Genomic DNA, 19,390 nt, shown 5'->3' on the forward strand with positions numbered 1-19,390 from the left:
GATCAGATCCCCACAGTGAAGCCGTCGGACCAGCTCTGCATCTCGTTCACCAGGTGGTCCCAGGCCCCGGTCAGCAGCAGCACACCGGTCACGATCATCATCGTGCCGCCGGCGCGCATCACCCAGACATAGTGGCGCTTGACCCAGCCGAAGGCACCGAGCGCCTTGCGGAAGGCGACCGCGGTGAGGACGAAGGGGACACCGAGGCCCAGGCAGTAGGCGATCATCAGCACCGCCCCGCGTCCGGCGCTCGACTCGTGCCAGGAGAGGAAGTTCACCGCGGCGAGGGTCGGCCCGATGCAGGGCGTCCAGCCGACACCGAACAGGGCGCCCAGCAGGGGCGCGCCGACCAGGCCCGCGGTCGGCCGCTTGTGGAAGCGGAACTCGCGCTGGGTGAACCAGGGCATCAGCCCCATGAAGAAGACGCCCAGCAGGATCATGAGCACGCCGAGCACGCGGGACAGGGTGCCCTTGTTGTCCTGGAGGGTCCAGCCGAAGTAGCCGAACAGCGCCCCGCTGGAGATGAACACGGCGCTGAAGCCGAGGACGAACAGCGAGGCGCCGGCGACCATGCGGCCCCGTCTGGCCTCGGCGAGGTCGGTGCCGGCGATACCGGTGACGTAGGAGAGGTAGCCGGGGACGAGCGGCAGCACGCAGGGCGAGAAGAAGGACACGAGGCCGCCGAGCAGGGCGATCGGCAGGGCGACCAGCAGGGCGCCGTTCAGCACGGTGTCGTTCGGGCCCGTTCCGGCGGCCGCCAGCAGGAGAGTCGCGCTCACGTCACTTCTCCGCGAGGACGGGCTTGAGCATCTTCAGCAGCGCCGTGTCGTCGAGCGCCTCCAGCGCCCGCGCGGCGACCTTGCCGTCCTTGTCGATGACGAGCGTGGAGGGGATCAGCTGCGGGTTGAGCGTGCCCTTCTTGAAGCGGAGCATCAGCTTGCCCGTCGGGTCGTACAAACTCGGGTAGCCGATCCCGTGCTCCTGCTCGAAGGCGAGCGCCGGGGTGGTGCTGGTGTCCCGGGTGTTGATGCCGACGAACTGCACGCCCTTGCCCTCGTACGCCTTGGAGACCTTGGCGAAGTACTGGGCCTCCTCCCGGCACGGTCCGCACCAGGAGCCCCAGACGTTGACGACCACGACCTTGCCCTTGTAGTCGGCGATGTCGAGGCTCTTGCCGTCGATGGTCCTGCCGGCCAGGTCGGGCGCGGGGGCGCGCTCGCCCTTGCCGGCGGTGTCGATGCCGTTGTTGCCGGTGACGAAGTTGGTGTTGCCGCCTCCGCCGGAGGTGCCGCCGTTGCCGCACGCGGACAGGGTCAGGGCCGTGACGGCGGCCATGGCGCTGAGCAGGACGGCGCGGCTACGGGTACTCATGTGAAAAGTTTCGCATGCCTGTTCCGAGGATCTCGCGCACCCCCCTGGCGGGCGGAAAACCGCATTTCAGGAGCTATTTACACGGGACATTCCGGACAAATCCTCACGCGGCGTTCCCCGCGGCCGACTTGGCGTCCCGCAGGAACCCCTTCCAGCCCCCGGCCGGCCGCTGCCCCACGTCCAGGGTCCGCAGCCGGGCGAGCACCTCGGGCTTCTGCGCGTCCATCCAGTCCACGAACTGCCGGAAGGAGACCAGCCGCACGTCCCCGCCCTTCTCCTTCTCGCGCGCGATGTGCTTGAAGGCCTGCTCGACGGCGTCCATGTAGATGCCGCCGTTCCACTGCTCGAAGTGGTTGCCGATGAAGAAGGGCGCCCGGTTCGTCTCGTAGGCCCGCTGGAATCCCTGGATGTAGGCCTGCGCGGACTGGGTCCGCCAGCCCGGGCGGCGGTACGCGGGCGCGTTGGTCGAGTTGACGGACTGGTTGGCCAGCATGTTGTAGTCCATGGACAGGACCTCGAAGGAACGTCCGGGGAAAGGTATCTGCTGAAGCGGCAGGTCCCAGATCCCCATCCGCTTCAGCGGCCACACCTGGCGGCCGCCCGGCGAGGAGGCGTCGTAGCGCCAGCCCAGCTCGCGGGCGGTGGGCAGCAGGTTGTTCTGGCCGAGCAGGCAGGGGGTGCGGCCGCCGACCAGCTCCTTGTCGTAGTCGAACGGCAGCGACGGCAGGTCGGTCCAGCCGGTGTTGGTCCGCCACTCCTTCACGAAGGCCTTGGCCTGCCGTATCTCGCTCCGCCACTGCTGCGGGGTCCAGTTGCCGACCGAGCCGGAACCGGCGCAGAAGTGCCCGTTGAAGTGGGTGCCGATCTCGTGCCCCTCCAGCCAGGCCCGGCGCACGTTGGTCAGGGTCGACCTGACGTGGGGGTCGCTGAGGTAGCCGATGTCGGAGGCGCCGCGCGGGTTGTTCGGGGGCTCGTACAGCCGCTTCTTCGACTCGGGCAGCAGATACAGCCCCGAGAGGAAGAAGGTCATGCTCGCGCCGTGCTCCTTGGCCAGGTCGAGGAAGCGCGGGAAGAGGCCGTTGCCGACCTCGCCGGCGCCGTCCCAGGAGAAGATCACGAACTGCGGAGGGGTCTGGCCCGGCTCCAGCGGCTCGGGCTTCGCGGGCTGGTGCGGCTGCCGGCCGGTGAACGAGGTGGAGCCGTCCCCGATGGGCCGGGCCGGACTCGCCGTGCCCCCGCCCTTGCCCGCCTGGCCCTTCCCGCCGGCCCCGTGGCCGGAACCGGACGGGCGCCCGCTCTCGTCCGAGGACTTGAGGGTCCCGCAGCCGGCGAGCGAGGCGGCGGCCGCCGCGCCCGCGCCGAGACCCAGCGCTCCCCTGCGGGAGAGCATCCGGTCGGTCCGGGAGAAGGTGCGCATGGATATCCCCGATTCATCACGCGTGCTGGTGGTCACCCACTCAGAGGGCGTGACGATCGGGGAGGTTCCGATACTTCTTTATGCTTTACGTAACAGGCCAGGCAAAAGGGTGGATCAGGCTCCGAAGGCCTTGCCCTGAGCCGTCCCCTTGCCCTTCTGGGGCTTGGCACCGGCCCGGAGATGGACCGGGACCAGGTCGATGGCGGGCTCGGAGTAGCCGACGGAGACGATCCCGTCGCCCTGGAAGGTGAAGGTCGTCAGCGAGGCGAGCGTGCACTGGCGCTTGCGCGGGTCGTGCCACAGCCGCCGCTTCTCGACGTACGACCGCAGCGTCCAGATCGGGAGCTGGTGGCTGACCAGCACCGCCTCGTGCCCGCGGGCCCGGTCCCTGGCCGCGTGCAGCGCGCCCATCATGCGCACGACCTGGTCGATGTACGGCTCGCCCCAGGACGGCCGGAACGGGTTGAAGAGGTGCTTCCAGTTGTCGGGCTTGCGCAGCGCGCCGTCCCCGACCCCGAAGGTCTTGCCCTGGAAGACGTTGCCGGCCTCGATGAGCCGTGCGTCGGTGGCCAGGTCGAGACCGTGCGCCTTGGCGATCGGGGTGGCGGTCTCCTGCGCGCGCTCCAGCGGGGAGGCGCAGACGTGGGTGACGTCCCGGGTGGAGAGGTGCTCGGCGACCCGGTCGGCCATCTTCCGGCCCAGCTCGGACAGGTGGTAGCCGGGCAGCCGCCCGTAGAGGATACCGTCCGGGTTCTCGACCTCGCCGTGCCGCATGACGTGGACGACGGTGATGTCCTTCTCGCTGCCGTTGCTGCTCATGCTGCCGTGGCCTCCGCGGCCGCTCGGGCCGCCGCCGGGAGGGCGTCGGCGATCTTCTGGATGGCCCGCTCGTCGTGGGCCGTGGACACGAACCAGGACTCGAAGGACGACGGCGGCAGGTAGACGCCGTTCGACAGCAGCGAGTGGAAGAAGGCGGTGAAGCGGAACGACTCCTGCCGCTTGGCGTCCTCGTAGTCCCGCACCTGCCGGTCGGTGAAGAACACGGAGAACATGTTGGAGGCGGTCTGCAGCCGGTGCGCGACGCCCTCCTTGCCCAGCGCCTCGGTGACGAGGTTCTGGATCTGCGCGGAGACCGCGTCGACCGTCTCGTACGCCGCGTCGTCGAGCAGCCGGAGCTGGGCGAGCCCGGCGGCGGTGGCGACGGGGTTACCGGAGAGGGTGCCGGCCTGGTAGACGGGCCCGGCGGGCGCGAGGTGGGCCATGACGTCGGCCCGGCCGCCGAACGCGGCGGCGGGGAAGCCGCCGCCCATGACCTTCCCGAAGGTCATCAGGTCGGGCTTGACCCCGTCGACGCCGTACCACCCGGCGCGGCTGGTCCGGAAGCCCGTCATCACCTCGTCGGAGATGTAGAGGGCGCCGTGCCTGCGGCACGCGTCCTTGAGCCCCTGGTTGAAGCCGGGGGCCGGCGGGACGACGCCCATGTTGCCCGGCGAGGCCTCGGTGATGACACAGGCGATCTCGCCCGGGTGCCGGTGGAAGGCCTCCTGCACGGCCTCCAGGTCGTTGTACGGCAGCACGATCGTGTCACCGGCCTGGGCGCCGGTGACGCCGGGCGTGTCGGGCAGCGCGAAGGTGGCGACACCGGACCCGGCGGCGGCCAGCAGGGAGTCCACGTGGCCGTGGTAGCAGCCGGCGAACTTGATGACCTTGGCCCGCCGGGTGAAGCCCCGGGCGAGCCGGATCGCCGACATGGTCGCCTCGGTGCCGCTGCTGACCAGCCGCACCTCCTCCACGGGCTCCACGCGCGCGACGATCTCCTCGGCGAGGGCGACCTCGCCCTCGCCCGGGGTGCCGAACGACGTGCCGCGGGCGACGGCCTCCTGCACGGCGGCGATCACCTCGGGGTGCGCGTGGCCGAGGATCATCGGCCCCCAGGAGCACACCAGGTCGACGTACTCCCGCCCGTCGGCGTCGGTCAGGTACGGCCCCTTGCCGGAGACCATGAACCGGGGCGTGCCGCCCACGGCGCGGAAGGCGCGCACCGGGGAGTTCACGCCGCCCGGCGTGACGGCCGACGCACGGTCGAAGAGCGCCTGCGACACGGGCGCTTCGTAGGGATAGGGCAGTTCGCTCATGGCACTCATGACGTGCGGCTTCTCCGGCCTCTCGGACTCCGGTTCGGGTGGTGACCCCCTCAGGGTAGGCCGCGGCCCGCGCATCGAGCGGCCGACCTCCGGGTCACGGCCGCGCCATCTGCGAGACTGAGAGCTGATACACACAGCTCATACGGCACGTAGTGATCAGTGACCGGGTTGATCCCGCGGACTGGTGTTTCACCGCACGTTTCGGCGGGCGGCCGTGGGGGAGGTCACTGACACGATGATCGGGTTGCGCGGCGGGGGCCACGCGTCCTAGAAAAGCAGTCGGGTGGAGATATGCATCGCGGTGGCGGACTGGGCGAGGGGACTGACGACCTGGGTCCTCGGCGCGCCCGGCGGGGAAGGCACCGGCGCGAGGTGGAGGAGACGACCGAGGCACGTCAGGCCGACGCACGTCAGACACAGGATGTTCCGGGTGAGTCCGAGCGGAACGACCGGCGGATCGACCGGTCGTCGGCGGGAAGCAGAAATGGTGGTCGGGTGGGGGTGACGTACAAATACTTCGGCGCGCCGGACGGCGCGACGGCGGCCCGCGTCCCCATCTCGATGCGTCCCGAGGAACTCGGCGGCGACGAGCTGGGGATGAACGGCATGTTCACCAAGATCAAGCCGGAGACGATGGCCGCCATGGTGCTGACCGGCATCGAGGGCGTCCCCCTGCACAAGGTGCCGCCGCTCGAGCTGGTCGTCCTGCACCCCGACTACGCCGTCGTCAAGCTCCCCATGACGGTCGTCGACCCGCTCCGCGGCATCGGCGAGGAGGCGGTGGGCGCGGCGGCGTTCATCTGGTCGACGGTCCCGGACCGCGGCGGCCCCCGGGACGCGTTCAACGTGTACCAGCTGCTGCACGAGTGGCAGGACTTCAGCCACCGGCTGCATGAGGCGGGGCATCAGCCCTATTGCCTCGTGTGGCCCTGATCGGCTCTGAGCTGGGGTTTCTTGCGGTTGGGCGGGGTCTTCGGGCCTCGCCCTTTTGGTGGCGGAGGGGGCCGTCAGGCGGCCAGGGCACATTGAGGGCACATTGGTTTTGCTGGGGGTGCTGATGTGCCCTGGGCGGCGGGCGGGCCGCCGTCGTCTTCCGTTTCCGCCTCGGCTTCCGTTTCCGTGAAGGCGTCGTCGATCGCCTTGCGGGTGCGGGTCTCGCTGGACGGCAGCAGGAGCGTGTACGTCCGCAGCGTGAAGCCCGGGTCCGAGTGGCCGAGGTACTCGGAGAGCGCCTTGATGCTCTCCCCCGCGTCCAGGAGTACGGAGGCATAGGCGTGCCGGAGGGCGTGCATGCCGTCTTCGGGGGCCGCCTGGAGGTAGCGCGCGCCTCGTTCACGGGGAGGGATCACGCCGGCGGCGGCCAGGGCACGCTTCCAGTCGCCCATGTTGAAGACGCTGCGGTTGTAGGCCCGCCCCTTCTGGTCGACGAAGAGGAGGCGGAAGGTCTTCGGCTCACCGTCCGGTTTGGCCCAGGGCAGGGTGACCTCGACCGCCGGGAACTCCTTCATGTGGGCCTTGACGGCGAGGGCAAGCTGGGCCGGTAGGGGCACCGACCGGATCTTGTTGCCCTTGGGGAGGGCGAAGACGGGCTTCGTGCCGACGAGCCGCACCTGGCGGTTGACGTGGATCCAGCCACCCTTGAAGTCGATGTCCTCGACAGCGAAGCCGAACACCTCGCCCTGACGCAGGCCGCAGCCGAAGGCGAGCTTGCCGCCGGCCTGGAAGCGCTTCGGGAGACCGGCGATGACGGCGCGCACACGCTCCAACGACCAGGGGACGATCTTCTTCTTGGTCGCGGTCGGCAGTTTGACCGACTTCGCCTTGCAGGGGTTCTTCGGCAACAGCCCGTCCTCCACGGCCGCGCCGAGGATGCTGGAGAGGATGTCGAAGATGCCCTCGATCGTCGACACCTCCAGATCGGCGTCCTGGAGCGTGCGAATCCAACCCTGAATGATCGAGGGCTGGTTGAGGGACCGCAGCTCGCGTCGGCCGAGGTGCTCGACGATGTGGTTGCGGACCGTCGCCTCGTAACGGAGCGCGGTCGTCGGGCCGACGGAGTTCGCGTCGAGCCACTTCTGCGCGTAGGCGCCGAGCGTCTGCTTCGTCTCGGCCGGGACGACGTAGGAGCCGCGCCGGATTTCGACGTCGACCTCGGCGGCGCGGTTGTCCGCCTCGGCCTTCGTGTGGAAGTTCTCCTTGCGCTGATGGCCGTCCAGGTCGCGGTAACGGACCTGCCAGCGCTTGCCGATGCCGTGGTCGGCGGTGGGCCGTTCCTGTGCTGCGGTGATCAGCTTGCCGACGTCGCCAGCGATGCCGCACGCGCAGACGACGACGTACAGGAAGGGCTTCTTGTCCGGTTCCTTGGTGGTGGGCTCGGTCACGCGTGGGCTCCAGGATGGTGGGCTTCTCGTTGGGCGGCCAGCTGGTCGGCCAACGCATCGGGCCCGATCTTGCTCAGGGCCCACAGGCTGCTGGATCGACGGGCCCACCGCCAGAGCAGGTTGTCCACAGGAGTGTGGAAGGGCAGCACAGGAATGCCGCGGGCATCGAAAGGAGCGCCGTCGAGGTAACGCAGACCACCCGTGCCGCACAGATAGTGGGTGCTGCCAGTGGCTGCCGCCAGGTCGGCCAGGCGCTCGGAGCGGCCTTGCCGGGTCGGGATCGCGCTGCTGTCCGGCACCTTCCCCGACCAGCCGAGAGTGCTGAGCAGGGCGATCGTCGATGCCCTCGCGAGGTCGGCCACACGGTCTGAGTCGTCGAGCGCGTCCAGCACCTCGGACACCGCACCCCAGTAGGGGCTGCGGCCGTAGTACTGGCGGACGAGAAGTTGGACCGTCCGGCGCGAGCGACGCGGATCAACGAGCCGCGCTTGGCTGATCAGCGTCGGGCGCCCGTGGGGAAGGTGCGTCGGGAGCGTGAGCCACTGCTGTCGGGATGGATCGTCCAGGGCGGCGAGACGGGCGCGGTGCTGATAGTCGCGCCGGGCGAACTGCACGTCGCCCAGGACGATCCACAGGTCGGCGGAGAACAGCTTGGCCAGCGTGGCCAGCCGGGGAAACAGGTTCGGTTGGTGGATCGCGCACAGCTCGTCCGATGCATCGGCGCTGGGCGGCTCAGGTGCTGATGAGGCGGCTGTCGAAGCCGGCGCCCAGGAGGCGCTCGTAAGCGTCATACACATCCCCCGGTACGTCCTGCTCGACGGCAAAGCCCAGCTTCGGGTACTCGATCACCCGTTGCAGGTCACCGACGAGCATGTCGACGACGAGCTTCTCGTCGCCGATGGACTTGATGTAGTCGTCCAACTCCAGCGGCTCGGAGGCGCACACGACCTCAGCCTCGGGCCACAGCTTGCGGCAGGTCGCATACGAGCGGCGCTCCATGTACGGCTTGGAGATCAGCAGCAGCGACTGCACTTCCACCCCGGCCTCGGCCAGCAGCTCGCGAGAGAAGGTGATGTTCTGGCCGGTGTTTGCGGCCTTCGACTCCACGATGATCGCCTCGTCCGGCACCCCCAGGCTCAGCGCGTGCTCGCGGTAGTGGACGGCCTCGCCGCGCGGGAAGCGAGCGCGGGTGGTGGGGCTGTTGCCGCCGCTGAAGACCACGACCGGGAAAAGGCCAGTGCGATAAAGGTCGACCGCAGTAGTCGCGACCCCGAGGTCGTGGCTGCCCAGGCCAATCGCCGCCGAGCAGGGCCGCAGCTCGTGGCCCATCTGGTGGTAATTCCAGATCAGCGTCGCGTCGTGGAACTGCTCGTCGGTGATCTGGCGCTGCTGGTGCTCCGGCACTGGCACTCCCTGGCTCATCCTTGCTGGCCCTTTCGGATGCCCTCAATACTGCGCAGCTGGTGGCTCAGCCCGTACTGCCGGGCCACCTGTGCCGCCTGATCGAGGACGGACAGCCCATCATTCCGGGTCGCCGCATCCGACAGAAGGATGTGCCCGTACGCGGTGTCCAGCCTCACCCGCTGCATCGGGGAGTCGACCGTGCCGGTGGTGCGCGCGATGTCGATGTAGTGCAGTGCCTGCTTCAGGTCGCCGGCACCGCGATGGGCCAGGGCCAGCTTCTGGTGGGCGACCGACCAGTCCTCCGGCTCGCCCAGGTCCTCGAAGGCACGAGTGGCGGCCGTCATCGCGTTGGTGGCGTACTCGTTGTCGCCCTCCTTGCTCAGCGCCGTACCCACCCACAGCCGCGCCCTGGCACGGTCACGCGGGCTCAGGCGCTGGTCCCCGGCGAGGAGTTCGTAGTGGCGAGCGGAGGATTCCAACTCTCCCGACATCTCCTGAACGACGGCCAGGGACAGCTCAATCTGAGCCACCCGGCGTGGGATGTCGAGCTCGGTGAACATGCCGCGGGCGGTCAGGTAGGAGTGGCGGGCGGAGAGTGGGCCGAGGATCGCGCCCTGATCGCGCTGGAGGTCGCCCAGGAGCACGAGGGAACGGCCGTACAAATAGAGACCCTTGTCGTCGAGCTGCTGGGGTGCACGGCTGCCCAACCAGCGGTTCAACAGGGTTGAGGCGAACGGGAAGTCCTGACGGCTGATGCAGACAACAGCGCGCTCGATGTCCTCGGTCCAGGTCTCGTAGTCCGCTGGCCGCGCGCTCTTCCGCTCAGGGAACAGCATTGCCTCGAAGCGGGATTGGGCGGCGGAATCCGCCCGTGCGAGTGCGGTGTCGAGGATGGCCTGGGTGTCCGGTCGGGGCTGTGTCTCCGCGCCGAGGCTCTCCCACTTCGCAACCGTGCGCAGCGCGACACCGAGGTGCTCGGCGAAAGCGCGCGTGCTCATACGCAACGCGGCGCGCAGGGCGCTCGCCTCCCGACCTGTCCATTGCTGCACGCTGACCACGGATGACCTCCCTCCGTCACGTATGGAAGCACTGTCGGTGACGACGTGGGGTGGGAAGTGCAACGGAAGTACAACAGCAGGTCATTTCGAGGCCGTTCACGACGGCCGACGCTATGGGCATGGACGACGACCTCATCACCGAACGCCGCCCCGTCGCCTTCCCCCAGGTCTTCGGCTACCTACGCCACGTCACCGGCGGGCTGCCCCGCCACGCGGCGCTCGTCGACTGCCTCACCGAGTACTGCGAACGGCACGAACTGGCCCTGTGTGGTGTCTTCATCGAACGCGATTCCACGGTGATCATCCGGTCCCCGGCTTTCGTCGGTCTGCTCGACACGCTCGAACTCCCCGATGCCTACGGTGCCGTGGTTCCGGCTCTCAGCCACCTCGGCCCGAAGGGCCTCGGCACCGAGCGCGAGCGGCAGATAGCAGCAGCAGGTGCTCGTCTGATTGTGATCCGCCGCCTCACGCCGACCACGGAATCCGCCTCTTCGCTCGGCACGAGCCACAGCTTCCGGCCGCAGGGGGATGCGTGATGTCCGTGCGTGACGCGTTGCGAAGGGCTCCCATGGTGAACGACGTGCCGGGGCTGCGGCTGCTGAAGGTCGGCGACGGCTGGGACGCCGTGCGCACCTCCGCCGAGATCGGCCTCCTGGCCCTGGCCTACCTGCGCTGCGTCGGTACTTCCGTCGGCCCCGTGCTCTACGACAGGCCCAACGGGCGTCTCTACTACGCCGTCCCGACCGGCACCGCAACCAGCTGGGACGATCTGCCGGTACGGCACCTCTCCACCAACTCCTGGCTCGTCGCACCCGGCCTGGAGCTGCTCGACGACTGGTTCGGCGGGTGGTGCGAGCTGCCTGACGACGACACCCTCACCGACACGGACGCCCTACGCGCTGCTCTCCAGCACCCGTACGTCACCGCGGCCAAGGGCGAAGCGCACGCCTGCGTCTACCTCTAGAACCCGGGCCCAACGCCTTTCTGCCCCAACCTCAAGGGGACACCTGTGACAACCCACCTCGTCTCACCGAACACCGTTCTCGCCAACGCACTTCTCCGCGCCGAGGACATCCTGACCCCACGCATCCTGGCCACCCCATCCGAGCGGATCGTGCTCGTCGTAGGCACCCAGATCAACGGTGCCCCGCACATCGGCACTTCCCTCGTTCAGTCCCTGGCCTTCGCCATAGCCGCCCGCCTGCGCGACCGCTTCGGCATCCCCACCGAGGTCCTCTTCAGCGCCCTCGACAACGCCCCGTACGAACTGGCCATCGACCCCGCCAGCGGCCACCGCTACCAACGCGCCTATGCCCAAGCCCTCGGCGACACGGCCGTGGCCGACCTCGTCAACGCCCTCTATCAACCCCTCTTCACGGCGCTGTCCCGGCGCCTGGGAATCCCGCACCGCATCGAGACCTACACCCAGCAGCAGGCCAGCGAGCACTTCCGCCGAACCTGGCTACGACTGCTCCCCCGCCTCGACGCCGCCCGCTGGTGGCTCGCCCCGTCCACCGGCACCCCGCACCTGCGCATCCCCTGCCCGCACACAGGCTGCGGCTGGGCGGAGAAGCACGCGGAACACACACGAGTCCATCTCACCGACCGAGAAGAAGCCACCGTCGCCGCAGTCTGCCTCCACCACGGCCCCTACCGAACCACCATCACACCCACCGCCGGTGCGTACCTCGACCTGGCCACCCTCTACCGCAACCTCGTCAAGGAACTCGCCCTCACCGGCGCACCGCTCTATGGGACTCTGCACGTCATGGTCAAGGGCGGCGACTGGATCTTCGGCTCCCTCCTCGTCGACGAAGCTCTCCAGGCCGTCGGCCTCACTCGCGCCCAACTCCCCGCCCGCCTCTTCTGCCCGCAGGTCGTCACCGACACCGGCGCGAAGCTGTCCAAGTCCCTCATCCGCGATGGCCGTTACCCCGTGCCGGAAGGCGCCGCCGACTGGATGTTCGACACCCGGCAATGGCCCGGCACCGTCTCCGAGTACGCCGATCAACTGCTGGCCACGGCCGAAACTCTGCTGTCCGACCCACGACACTTCTTCCGCTCGTACTCCGCGGCCGAGATCGGTCGCCTGATCACCACACCAGCACCCAGGAGCATCCCCGCCCGATGAGCAACACCACCCCACGCGTCCGAGAACTCAACCTCTACCGCCAGTACTTCGACCTCGTAGCCGCAGGCACCAAGACCATCGAGGTACGTGTCAAATACCCCCACCTCGCCGACCTCGCCGTTGGCGACACCATCCGCTTCCGGATCAAAGGGACCGACGAGACCTGCCATGTGAACATCCAACGTGTCACCGAGTACGCCGACTTCGAAGCCATGCTCGACGGCGAGGGGTCGGACAACGTCAACCCGACGGCCACCCGCGACGAACAACTCACCAACATCCGGAAGATCTACCCACCCGAGAAGGAAGCCCTCGGCGTCCTGGCCATCGGGATAAAGCTCAGCGGCTGACGCACTGCGAGCAGCCCTCGTCTGGGCATCGCCCCCGCTCCTGCCGTCCAGCACCACCGCCCAGTCAGGCGATTCCCTCATCGAAGCCGCTGCCGCTGAGCGGGGACCATCGCACTCGGCACCTTGGGCGGCACTCTCGACGAGGAGTGATGTCGTGTTTACCGTGAGTTGAGGAAGATGCGGAGTGTGCTGACCTCGGGGGGCGGGATGCAGCGCAAGGACCGGTTTCGGCGGATCGTCAGCGAATTCGGTGCGACGTGTAAGCAGGCATTGCTGCACGGACAGAAGGAAGCCGCGATCCGCCGAGCGGTAGAAACCCTTCTCGTCGACGCAGCAGGGGTGTTAGGGCTGCAAGCGGTCCTACACGCTGAGGTGGCCATCGCCGCGCATCGGATACGCCCTGACCTTGCGGTGCGGATTGGAAAGTTGCCGCGCAACATCGTCGGCTATGTCGAGCTGAAGAGCCCCGACAAGAGCGTGATCCATCCCGGCGGTCTGAACCAGCGTGACCGCCGTCAATGGGAAGGCATGGCGAAACTGCCCAACCTGATCTACACGAACGGTCAGACATGGATCATGTACCGCTCCGGTCGGCAGTACGGCGACACCATCCACTTCGAGGGGGATCTGCGCAGCGCCGGCTCCCGCCTACGGTTACCGACCGCCAGTGAGACCGCCTTCGAGGCCATGCTCGTCGCGTTCTTCGGCTGGCAGCCCAAGCCGCTCACGTCGATGCGGGAGGTGGTCGCCCATGTCGCCCCGCTGTGCGCGCTTCTGCGTGATGCTGTTCACGACCGCCTCGATGCCGAAGCGAGCCTCCCACGCCACCAGCGTCCGTTCACCGATCTGGCCTCCACGCTTGAGGTTGACCTCTTCCCGACCACCGATGACCGGGACAAACGGGCGACCTTCGCTGACCGCTACGCACAGTCCGTCACCTTCGCTCTCCTGCTGGCCGGTTCCGACAACTCTGGCCGCAATGACAAGGCATTGGTCGGTATGAGCCTGCACGAGGTAGGCCGACGCCTCGGGGCTGAGCACTCCGTCATGGGCCGCGCCTTGCAGATCCTCACCGACCAGGTCGAGGGAGAATTCCGCGACAGTCTGGACATGCTCGTCCGCGTCATTGACGCCATCGACTGGAGAAGTTCCCTCGCCGGCGAACCCGGCTTCCACGTCCATCTTTACGAGCACTTCTTGCAGGAGTACGACGCCGACCTGCGCAAGGACTCCGGTACCTACTACACCCCTGCCCCGCTGGTGACGGAGATGATCCGCCTTGTTGACGAGGTGCTGGCCAACACGTTGGATTGCCCGGATGGCTTCGCCGACCCTGGTGTGTCCATCATCGACCCATCGATGGGAACCGGCACCTTCCTGACCGGCATCATCGACCTCGTCGCCCGCAAACAGTCCGAGGGTGGCAACGAAGGTTTCCGCGCCGAATCCGTGCAAGAACTCGCCAGTCGGTTGATCGGGTTCGAAAAGCAGATGGGCGCCTTTGCCGTCGCTCAGATGCGCGTGGGGCAGATGCTGCGGCACCTCAATGCCCGGGTCCGGCTGCGTGATATGCGCCTGCACCTGGCCGACACTCTCGCCGATCCATGGCGGCCCAGTGAACTCTTCGATCGCTACGGCGCCTTGTGGGGCCCTTTACGTGACGACGCCGAGGCGGCCAGCACCATCCAGCGCAACGAGCGCATCACCGTCGTCATCGGCAACCCTCCCCACCGCGAACAGGCAGAAGGCCAGGGCGGATGGATCGAGAAGGGCTCGCCGGGCCGCGGTGCCCCGCCCCTGGACGACTTCCGGCTGCGTGGTGCGGCAGGCGTATACGAGAACAAGCTGAAGAGCCTGTGCACCTACTTCTGGCGCTGGGCCACACACAAAGTCTTCGACCAGCACGGCGATCACCGTCACGGCGTCGTGTGCTTCGTCAGCACTGGCGGATTCATCCGCGGGGCCGGCTTCCAGGGCATGCGCTCCTATCTGCGGCGCACCTGCACCGAGGGCTGGGTCATCGACCTCACACCCGAGACCAAAAGGCCCCCGCTCAACAGCCGCTTCTTCCCTGGCGTCCAACAGGAGTTGGCCGTCGCCATTTTCGTCCGTCGACAAGGCGAGCGACAAGACGCACTGGCCCCCGTCCACTACACGGCCCTTCACGGCACCCGCCAGAGCAAAGAGGAGCAACTGCACAACCTGCACATTAACGGTCCCGGTTGGCGCACTTCCCGGCCTGTTGAGCCCGTCCCTTTCACACCCGCCTCCCAGAGCGGGTGGGACACCTTCCCCACCCTCACCGAGCTAATGCCCTGGTGCAAGCCGGGCATCAAACCCAACCGAAACTGGGTCATCAGCCCCTCCAAAGCCGTCCTGCGCCGACGCTGGAACCGCCTTGTCCAAGAACGCGATCCCGCCACGAAACAGGAACTGTTCAAAGAGACCCACGACCGCACCCTGGACAAGGAAGCCCTCCAGATCCCAGGTCATCCCCACCCGTCGACCCTCCTGCGTGTCGAGCAGGGCCCCTGCCCCACTCCGTTGCGCATCGCCCGCAGAGCCCTGGACCGCCAGTGGCTCATACCCGACGGCCGCGTCATCGACCGCTCCCGCCCTGAGTTGTGGCAGGCCGACATCGACGGACAAATTTTCGTAGTCGAACAGCACACCCAGCGCCTACAGACCGGCCCGGCGCTGTTATTCACAGCCCTCGTTCCTGACAATGACTACTTCAAGGGAAACGGCGGCCGCGTCCTGCCGCTCATGCACGCCGACCACACGCCCAACATCACCCCAGGGCTGTTACCCCACCTCGCCAACTCCTACGGCCTCCAGCAAGTCCTCCCCGAGGACTTGCTCGCCTATGTCGCAGCCGTCACCGCCCACCCCGCCTTCACCGAGCGCTACGCGGAGGACCTCAACTCCCTCGGCGTACGTGTCCCCCTGACCGCCGATCGTGGCCTCTGGCACGATGCCATCAGCCTGGGACAGCACGTCTTATGGGCCTCAACGTTCGGCGCACGCTGTATCAAACCCGACGACGGCCGTCCGGCAGGCAAAGCGAACTGGTGGCGGCGCCTACACCCCGAGATCATGTACGCCCAAGAAGTCGCGCCCGACACGCTCCCATCGGCCGTCAGCTATGACAGCGAACGCCAGCACCTTGTCATCGAGGGCGGCATCTTCACCGGTGTCACCCCACGCATGCGCAACTACACCACGGGCGGGCGCAACGTACTCGACAGTTGGTTCGCCTACCGCAGCGACCGCACCGCCGGCAAAATAACCAGTGATCTCGACCGCGAACGCCCCGAGCGCTGGGAACCCGATTGGAGCCGGGAACTCGTCGAAATCCTTGCCGTACTCAGGCATCTCACTGCCTTGGAACCTCATCAGGAGGAACTCCTCAACCGGATCGTCGCCGCCCCCTTGATCGACGTCGCTGAACTCACGCGCCGCCGCATCCTCCCGGTACCCGAGCGCGCCCAGCACGCTCACACCGGTCCCGACCACGCGTTTCTGCCTGGCATGGAGACAGTCGATGCCCAACTGCCAGGGCCCGTCGACCCCCTGTCTCTCCCGAACGACCCCGCGGATACCACGCAGCCCAAGCCGCACTCACCCGTGCACCCCGGGCCACGCGCTCGACGGCGTCGCGGCCCGGCCTGATTGATTGCGCCAGTAGCCAGTACCACACCGCATCCACAACGGCTCCCTCGCCAGAGGCTGCATCGCGTTCTTCGATCGGCCTCAATGCGACACGGGTAGGGACCGGGAATACAACAGCTGTTAACGGAGGCATGTTGGAGATCGCAGCCCTCGTGGTGTCGCTGGTAGCGCTCGCAGTGACCGGGGCCGTCTCGTTTCGACAACTGCGGCTGACCGAGCATGCCAACACGCTGCCCGTACTTGTGGATCTCTTCCGCGAGCATCGAAGCGTGCGGCTGGCACAGGCACGGCAGGTCGTGCACGAACAGCTGTCTGCCTATGACCTGTCAGCCGGACTGGCTGGGCTACCCGAGGATGATCGGCATCTAGTCCGTGAACTAGCCTGGTTCTACGACAATCTCGGGGCTCTGGTCGCCCACGGGGTGGTGGACATCGAACCCGTCTCCGGATACCTCGGTGGGTCGGTGATCTCGGTCTGGGAGAGCTTGCAACCGCTGGTGCAGGCCGAGCGTGCGAAGAGGGCGCAGAACGCCATGCCGGATCCGAACCGCTGGCAGGAGTACTTCGAGAACCTGTACCACCTCGTCCGCGAGACTCCTGCGGACCGAGCTCGCGCAGGAACGCATCTGTGGCGGCTTCCGCAACACTGAGCATCGACGAATGCAACCGGTGATGGCTGGCCAAACGCTCCACTCTGCGCGGGCACATCCAGGGCACATGAGCCCGGGAAACGGCGTTGACCCGTGAGAACTACCGCGAGGAGTTTTCCCAGGTCAACGCACATTCCCCTGCGAAATACCAGGTCAGCGCCCTCCCGCCCCCAATCGCTGCACGAGTGGCAGGACTTCTCGCACCGGCTGTACGAGGCGGGGCACCAGCCGTACTGCCTGGTCTGGCCCTGAGCGGGCGTCTCACTGTTCCTGGTTCTCTCCCTGGCGGGGTCTTCGGGCCCCGCCTTCGTCGTTCCGGGCCCGGAGGAACGATCCGCGCCGTGCGGTCGTCTACAGTACCGTAGACAGTCTACGGAATTGTAGACGGCTGGGGTGCCGTGCGCCCGGAGAGGACTCATGCCGATGACCACACCCGTGGTTCTGTCGTCGCAGCTCGCGGTGAACCCGCTCGACGCGCAGTCGCTGCTGGCCGCTTTCGGCGTGCTGGGGGTCGGCGTGGTGATGTTCGCCGAGACCGGCCTGCTGATCGGCTTCTTCCTGCCGGGTGACTCCCTGCTGTTCACGGCCGGCCTGCTGTGCACCGGCTCCGGGCGGCACGGCGTACACCTGTCGCTGGGGCCGCTGCTGGCCGCCGCGGCGTTCGGCGCGCTGGCCGGCGCCCAGTGCGGCTACCTGATCGGGCGCCGGGCGGGAGGTGCCCTGCTGGCGCGCAGCCGCTCGGCGCGGCTGCGTGAGGGCGCGGAGCGGGCGGAGGAGCTGCTCGGGCGCTACGGGCACGCCAAGGCCATCTTCCTGGCGAGGTTCGTGCCGGTGGTGCGGACCGTGCTCAACCCGCTGGCGGGAGCGCTGGAGGTGCCCCTCCGGGCGTTCACCGTGTGGCAGGTGATCGGCGGTCTGGTGTGGAGCCTCGGCCTGACCCTGGCGGGTTACGCGCTGGGTTCCTCGATCCCGAACGTGGACCGCTATCTGCTCCCGCTGGTCGCGCTGATCGTCGTGGTGTCGCTGATCCCGCTCGCCGCCGAGCTCTACCGCGGCCGCGGGCGTGCGAAGGAGAAGGAGGCCCGCGGATGATCCTGGCGTTCGGCGGGGCGTCGATCGACGGCTCCGCCTACCGGGAGGTGACGGATCTCGCGCGGCACTCGCCGGGCCGGCTGGACACCGCGGTGACGGTGTGGTCGGACTACGGGCTCGCGGTGTTCGCCCTGCTCATGCTGCTCGTCTGGTGGCGGGCCCGGCGGTCCGGGGCGGCCGCGGCGGTGACCGCGCTGGCCGTTCCGCTGGTCGTGGTCCTGGCGTACGGCGTCAACGCCGCGCTGAAGTCGGCCGTGCACGAGGACCGGCCGTGCCGGAGCCTGCCGGTGAGAACCCTGGAGGCGTGTCCGCCGCACGGTGACTGGTCCTTCCCCAGCAATCACGCGGCGATCGCGGCGGCCGCCGCGGTGGCGCTGCTGTTCGTCTCCCGGCGGCCGGGCGCCGTCGCCTGCGTGGCGGCGGTCGCCATGGCGGCCTCCCGGGTCTGGATCGGCGTGCACTACCCGCACGACGTCGTGACCGGGCTGGTGGTCGGCGGGCTCGTCGCGCTCGCCGCGATGCCCCTGGTCCGGCGCCGGTCCGAGGCACTGGCCCGGCTGATGGCCTCGGCGGCTCCGCTGCGTCCCCTGCTGTCGGTCTCGTGAGCCGCGAGGACACCGCCGAACTGGCCGGCAGCGCCGGCCTCGGGGCGTGGGTGGCGTTCGCGGTGCTGACCATGGTCGTCGTCGGCCGGGGCGGTTCACCGCTGTGGCTGGACGACACCTTCCTCACCTGGGCGGTCGGCCACCGCCCCGAGGTGGCCGTGGCGGTGGCACGGGGCGTGACCAACACCGGTACGGGTGTCGTTCCCTACGTCCTCGTGGCCGTGGCCGGCGCCGTGGCGGGACGCACCGCGCGGCAGCGGCTGCTCGCGGCCGCCCTCTGCCTGGGCTGCCTCGGACTGGGGCAGGCGCTGCGGTACGGCGTGATGGAGCTGGTCCACCGGCTCCGCCCGCCGTACGGGGACTGGGCGACACACGCGAGCGGCTGGGCGTTCCCCTCCGGGCACAGCACCACGGCCGCTCTCACCGCCGGAACACTGATCGTCGCGCTGACCCTGCGGGCCCCGCGCGGGGGCACGGCGCTGCGGATCGCCGTCGGCTGCTGGGGCCTGCTCGTGGGACTGACCCGCTGCTTTCTCGGCGTGCACTGGCTCACCGACGTCATGGGCGGCTGGCTGTTCGCCGCCGGCTGGCTGGGGGCGTGCCTGTGCGCGGCCGCCCACCTGCTGCCCGCCTCCTTCCTCACCCGCCCGACCGACCCGGCCGCGAGACCGACGGAGGACCATGCGCCCCAGGATCCTGGTGGTCGAGGACGATCACGCCCTGCGTGACGTCCTGCGCCGCGGCCTGTACGAGGAGGACTTCGACCCGGTCCCGGCCGCCGACGGCGCGACCGCCCTGCGGCTGGCCACCACCGGTATCGCGGCGGCCGTCCTGGACGTCGGCCTGCCCGACGCGGACGGACGGGACGTGTGCCAGGCGATGCGGGCCAACGGCTGCCTCGCGCCCGTGATCTTCCTGACCGCCCGTCACCGGCTCACCGATCGCCTGGCGGGTTTCTCCGCGGGGGGCGACGACTACCTGCCCAAGCCCTTCCACCTCGCCGAACTCGCCGCCCGGCTGAGAGGTCGTTTTCGCCCGTTGTTTCATCCCGTGATGCGGGCTTGGTTTGTTGATGTCGGGTCGCGCCAGGAGATGGTGTTCTCGCCGGTGAGTCG

At 68.5% G+C, this 19,390-nt stretch carries 20 protein-coding genes; 11 read left to right on the forward strand and 9 right to left on the reverse strand.

Going from position 1 to position 19,390, the window contains the following annotated elements; all coding sequences use genetic code 11:
* Nucleotides 1-2 precede the first annotated feature (2 nt).
* From ABZ478_RS23950 to hemL, 5 genes are all read right to left on the reverse strand, one after another.
* The gene (locus tag ABZ478_RS23950; RefSeq protein WP_359552602.1) at nt 3-764 is read right to left on the reverse strand and encodes a cytochrome c biogenesis protein CcdA; all 762 of its coding nucleotides are present in this window, start codon (nt 762-764) and stop codon (nt 3-5) included.
* 16 nt (nt 765-780) lie between these two features.
* Complete coding sequence (locus tag ABZ478_RS23955; RefSeq protein ID WP_359552565.1) at nt 781-1,371, reverse strand: TlpA disulfide reductase family protein; 591 nt, start codon at nt 1,369-1,371, stop codon at nt 781-783.
* A 103-nt stretch (nt 1,372-1,474) separates the two neighbouring features.
* Complete coding sequence (locus ABZ478_RS23960; RefSeq protein ID WP_359552567.1) at nt 1,475-2,788, reverse strand: hypothetical protein; 1,314 nt, start codon at nt 2,786-2,788, stop codon at nt 1,475-1,477.
* 114 nt (nt 2,789-2,902) lie between these two features.
* Nucleotides 2,903-3,607 carry a histidine phosphatase family protein gene (locus tag ABZ478_RS23965; RefSeq protein ID WP_359552569.1) on the reverse strand — a complete coding sequence of 235 codons (705 nt, stop codon included), beginning with the start codon at nt 3,605-3,607 and terminating at the stop codon, nt 2,903-2,905.
* Entirely contained in the window at nt 3,604-4,923 is a 1,320-nt protein-coding gene (hemL, locus tag ABZ478_RS23970; RefSeq protein ID WP_359552604.1) for a glutamate-1-semialdehyde 2,1-aminomutase, read from the reverse strand. Before hemL ends, ABZ478_RS23965 begins: the two co-directional genes overlap by 4 nt.
* 300 nt (nt 4,924-5,223) lie before the next feature.
* On the opposite strand from hemL, the gene ABZ478_RS23975 reads away from it, so the two are divergent.
* A complete protein-coding gene (locus tag ABZ478_RS23975) occupies nt 5,224-5,865 on the forward strand; it encodes a hypothetical protein (protein WP_359552570.1) in 642 nt (213 codons plus the stop codon).
* 74 nt (nt 5,866-5,939) lie between these two features.
* Here the strand turns inward: ABZ478_RS23975 and ABZ478_RS23980 are convergent, their stop codons facing one another.
* From ABZ478_RS23980 to ABZ478_RS23995, 4 genes are all read right to left on the reverse strand, one after another.
* The gene (locus ABZ478_RS23980) at nt 5,940-7,244 is read right to left on the reverse strand and encodes a site-specific integrase (RefSeq protein WP_359552606.1); all 1,305 of its coding nucleotides are present in this window, start codon (nt 7,242-7,244) and stop codon (nt 5,940-5,942) included.
* A gap of 65 nt (nt 7,245-7,309) precedes the next feature.
* A complete protein-coding gene (locus ABZ478_RS23985) occupies nt 7,310-8,104 on the reverse strand; it encodes a WbqC family protein (protein WP_359552572.1) in 795 nt (264 codons plus the stop codon).
* Nucleotides 8,046-8,735, reverse strand: coding sequence for a YdcF family protein (locus ABZ478_RS23990; RefSeq protein WP_359552573.1), 690 nt, complete (start codon nt 8,733-8,735; stop codon nt 8,046-8,048). The genes ABZ478_RS23985 and ABZ478_RS23990 overlap by 59 nt, the downstream gene beginning before the upstream one ends.
* Complete coding sequence (locus ABZ478_RS23995) at nt 8,732-9,775, reverse strand: hypothetical protein (protein WP_359552575.1); 1,044 nt, start codon at nt 9,773-9,775, stop codon at nt 8,732-8,734. The genes ABZ478_RS23990 and ABZ478_RS23995 overlap by 4 nt, the downstream gene beginning before the upstream one ends.
* 119 nt (nt 9,776-9,894) lie before the next feature.
* Here ABZ478_RS23995 and ABZ478_RS24000 point away from each other — a divergent pair, with 119 nt between their 5' ends.
* The 10 genes from ABZ478_RS24000 to ABZ478_RS24045 form a co-directional block, all read left to right on the forward strand.
* Nucleotides 9,895-10,311, forward strand: a complete 417-nt coding sequence (locus ABZ478_RS24000; protein ID WP_359552577.1) for a hypothetical protein — start codon at nt 9,895-9,897, stop codon at nt 10,309-10,311.
* Nucleotides 10,312-10,343: 32 nt separating this feature from the next.
* Nucleotides 10,344-10,739, forward strand: a complete 396-nt coding sequence (locus tag ABZ478_RS24005; protein ID WP_359552579.1) for a hypothetical protein — start codon at nt 10,344-10,346, stop codon at nt 10,737-10,739.
* Between the two features lie 45 nt (nt 10,740-10,784).
* Nucleotides 10,785-11,906 carry a hypothetical protein gene (locus tag ABZ478_RS24010; protein WP_359552580.1) on the forward strand — a complete coding sequence of 374 codons (1,122 nt, stop codon included), beginning with the start codon at nt 10,785-10,787 and terminating at the stop codon, nt 11,904-11,906.
* Nucleotides 11,903-12,256 carry an ASCH domain-containing protein gene (locus ABZ478_RS24015; RefSeq protein WP_359552582.1) on the forward strand — a complete coding sequence of 118 codons (354 nt, stop codon included), beginning with the start codon at nt 11,903-11,905 and terminating at the stop codon, nt 12,254-12,256. Before ABZ478_RS24010 ends, ABZ478_RS24015 begins: the two co-directional genes overlap by 4 nt.
* Nucleotides 12,257-12,463: 207 nt before the next feature.
* Nucleotides 12,464-15,928, forward strand: a complete 3,465-nt coding sequence (locus ABZ478_RS24020) for a type ISP restriction/modification enzyme (protein WP_359552584.1) — start codon at nt 12,464-12,466, stop codon at nt 15,926-15,928.
* A gap of 131 nt (nt 15,929-16,059) precedes the next feature.
* Complete coding sequence (locus ABZ478_RS24025; RefSeq protein ID WP_359552586.1) at nt 16,060-16,578, forward strand: hypothetical protein; 519 nt, start codon at nt 16,060-16,062, stop codon at nt 16,576-16,578.
* Nucleotides 16,579-17,001: 423 nt separating this feature from the next.
* The gene (locus ABZ478_RS24030) at nt 17,002-17,670 is read left to right on the forward strand and encodes a DedA family protein (protein WP_359552588.1); all 669 of its coding nucleotides are present in this window, start codon (nt 17,002-17,004) and stop codon (nt 17,668-17,670) included.
* Nucleotides 17,667-18,275 carry a phosphatase PAP2 family protein gene (locus ABZ478_RS24035; protein WP_359552590.1) on the forward strand — a complete coding sequence of 203 codons (609 nt, stop codon included), beginning with the start codon at nt 17,667-17,669 and terminating at the stop codon, nt 18,273-18,275. Before ABZ478_RS24030 ends, ABZ478_RS24035 begins: the two co-directional genes overlap by 4 nt.
* Nucleotides 18,272-19,003, forward strand: coding sequence for a phosphatase PAP2 family protein (locus ABZ478_RS24040; protein ID WP_359552592.1), 732 nt, complete (start codon nt 18,272-18,274; stop codon nt 19,001-19,003). The genes ABZ478_RS24035 and ABZ478_RS24040 overlap by 4 nt, the downstream gene beginning before the upstream one ends.
* A partial coding sequence (locus ABZ478_RS24045) for a response regulator transcription factor (protein WP_359552594.1) occupies nt 18,957-19,390 on the forward strand: 434 nt, incomplete at its 3' end. The genes ABZ478_RS24040 and ABZ478_RS24045, both read left to right, overlap by 47 nt.

Source organism: Streptomyces sp. NPDC005706 (assembly GCF_040631045.1).
Taxonomy (GTDB): domain Bacteria; phylum Actinomycetota; class Actinomycetes; order Streptomycetales; family Streptomycetaceae; genus Streptomyces.

Excerpts from the sequence above, each read along its gene's own strand:
- ABZ478_RS23955 (WP_359552565.1), bottom strand. The coding sequence starts at position 1,371 with ATGAGTACCCGTAGCCGCGCCGTCCTGCTCAGCGCCATGGCCGCCGTC.
- ABZ478_RS23960 (WP_359552567.1), bottom strand. The coding sequence starts at position 2,788 with ATGCGCACCTTCTCCCGGACCGACCGGATGCTCTCCCGCAGGGGAGCG.
- ABZ478_RS23965 (WP_359552569.1), bottom strand. The coding sequence starts at position 3,607 with ATGAGCAGCAACGGCAGCGAGAAGGACATCACCGTCGTCCACGTCATG.
- hemL (WP_359552604.1), bottom strand. The coding sequence starts at position 4,923 with ATGAGCGAACTGCCCTATCCCTACGAAGCGCCCGTGTCGCAGGCGCTC.
- ABZ478_RS23975 (WP_359552570.1), top strand. The coding sequence starts at position 5,224 with ATGCATCGCGGTGGCGGACTGGGCGAGGGGACTGACGACCTGGGTCCT.
- ABZ478_RS23985 (WP_359552572.1), bottom strand. The coding sequence starts at position 8,104 with ATGACGCTTACGAGCGCCTCCTGGGCGCCGGCTTCGACAGCCGCCTCA.
- ABZ478_RS23990 (WP_359552573.1), bottom strand. The coding sequence starts at position 8,735 with ATGAGCCAGGGAGTGCCAGTGCCGGAGCACCAGCAGCGCCAGATCACC.
- ABZ478_RS24000 (WP_359552577.1), top strand. The coding sequence starts at position 9,895 with ATGGACGACGACCTCATCACCGAACGCCGCCCCGTCGCCTTCCCCCAG.
- ABZ478_RS24005 (WP_359552579.1), top strand. The coding sequence starts at position 10,344 with ATGGTGAACGACGTGCCGGGGCTGCGGCTGCTGAAGGTCGGCGACGGC.
- ABZ478_RS24015 (WP_359552582.1), top strand. The coding sequence starts at position 11,903 with ATGAGCAACACCACCCCACGCGTCCGAGAACTCAACCTCTACCGCCAG.
- ABZ478_RS24020 (WP_359552584.1), top strand. The coding sequence starts at position 12,464 with ATGCAGCGCAAGGACCGGTTTCGGCGGATCGTCAGCGAATTCGGTGCG.
- ABZ478_RS24025 (WP_359552586.1), top strand. The coding sequence starts at position 16,060 with ATGTTGGAGATCGCAGCCCTCGTGGTGTCGCTGGTAGCGCTCGCAGTG.
- ABZ478_RS24030 (WP_359552588.1), top strand. The coding sequence starts at position 17,002 with ATGACCACACCCGTGGTTCTGTCGTCGCAGCTCGCGGTGAACCCGCTC.
- ABZ478_RS24035 (WP_359552590.1), top strand. The coding sequence starts at position 17,667 with ATGATCCTGGCGTTCGGCGGGGCGTCGATCGACGGCTCCGCCTACCGG.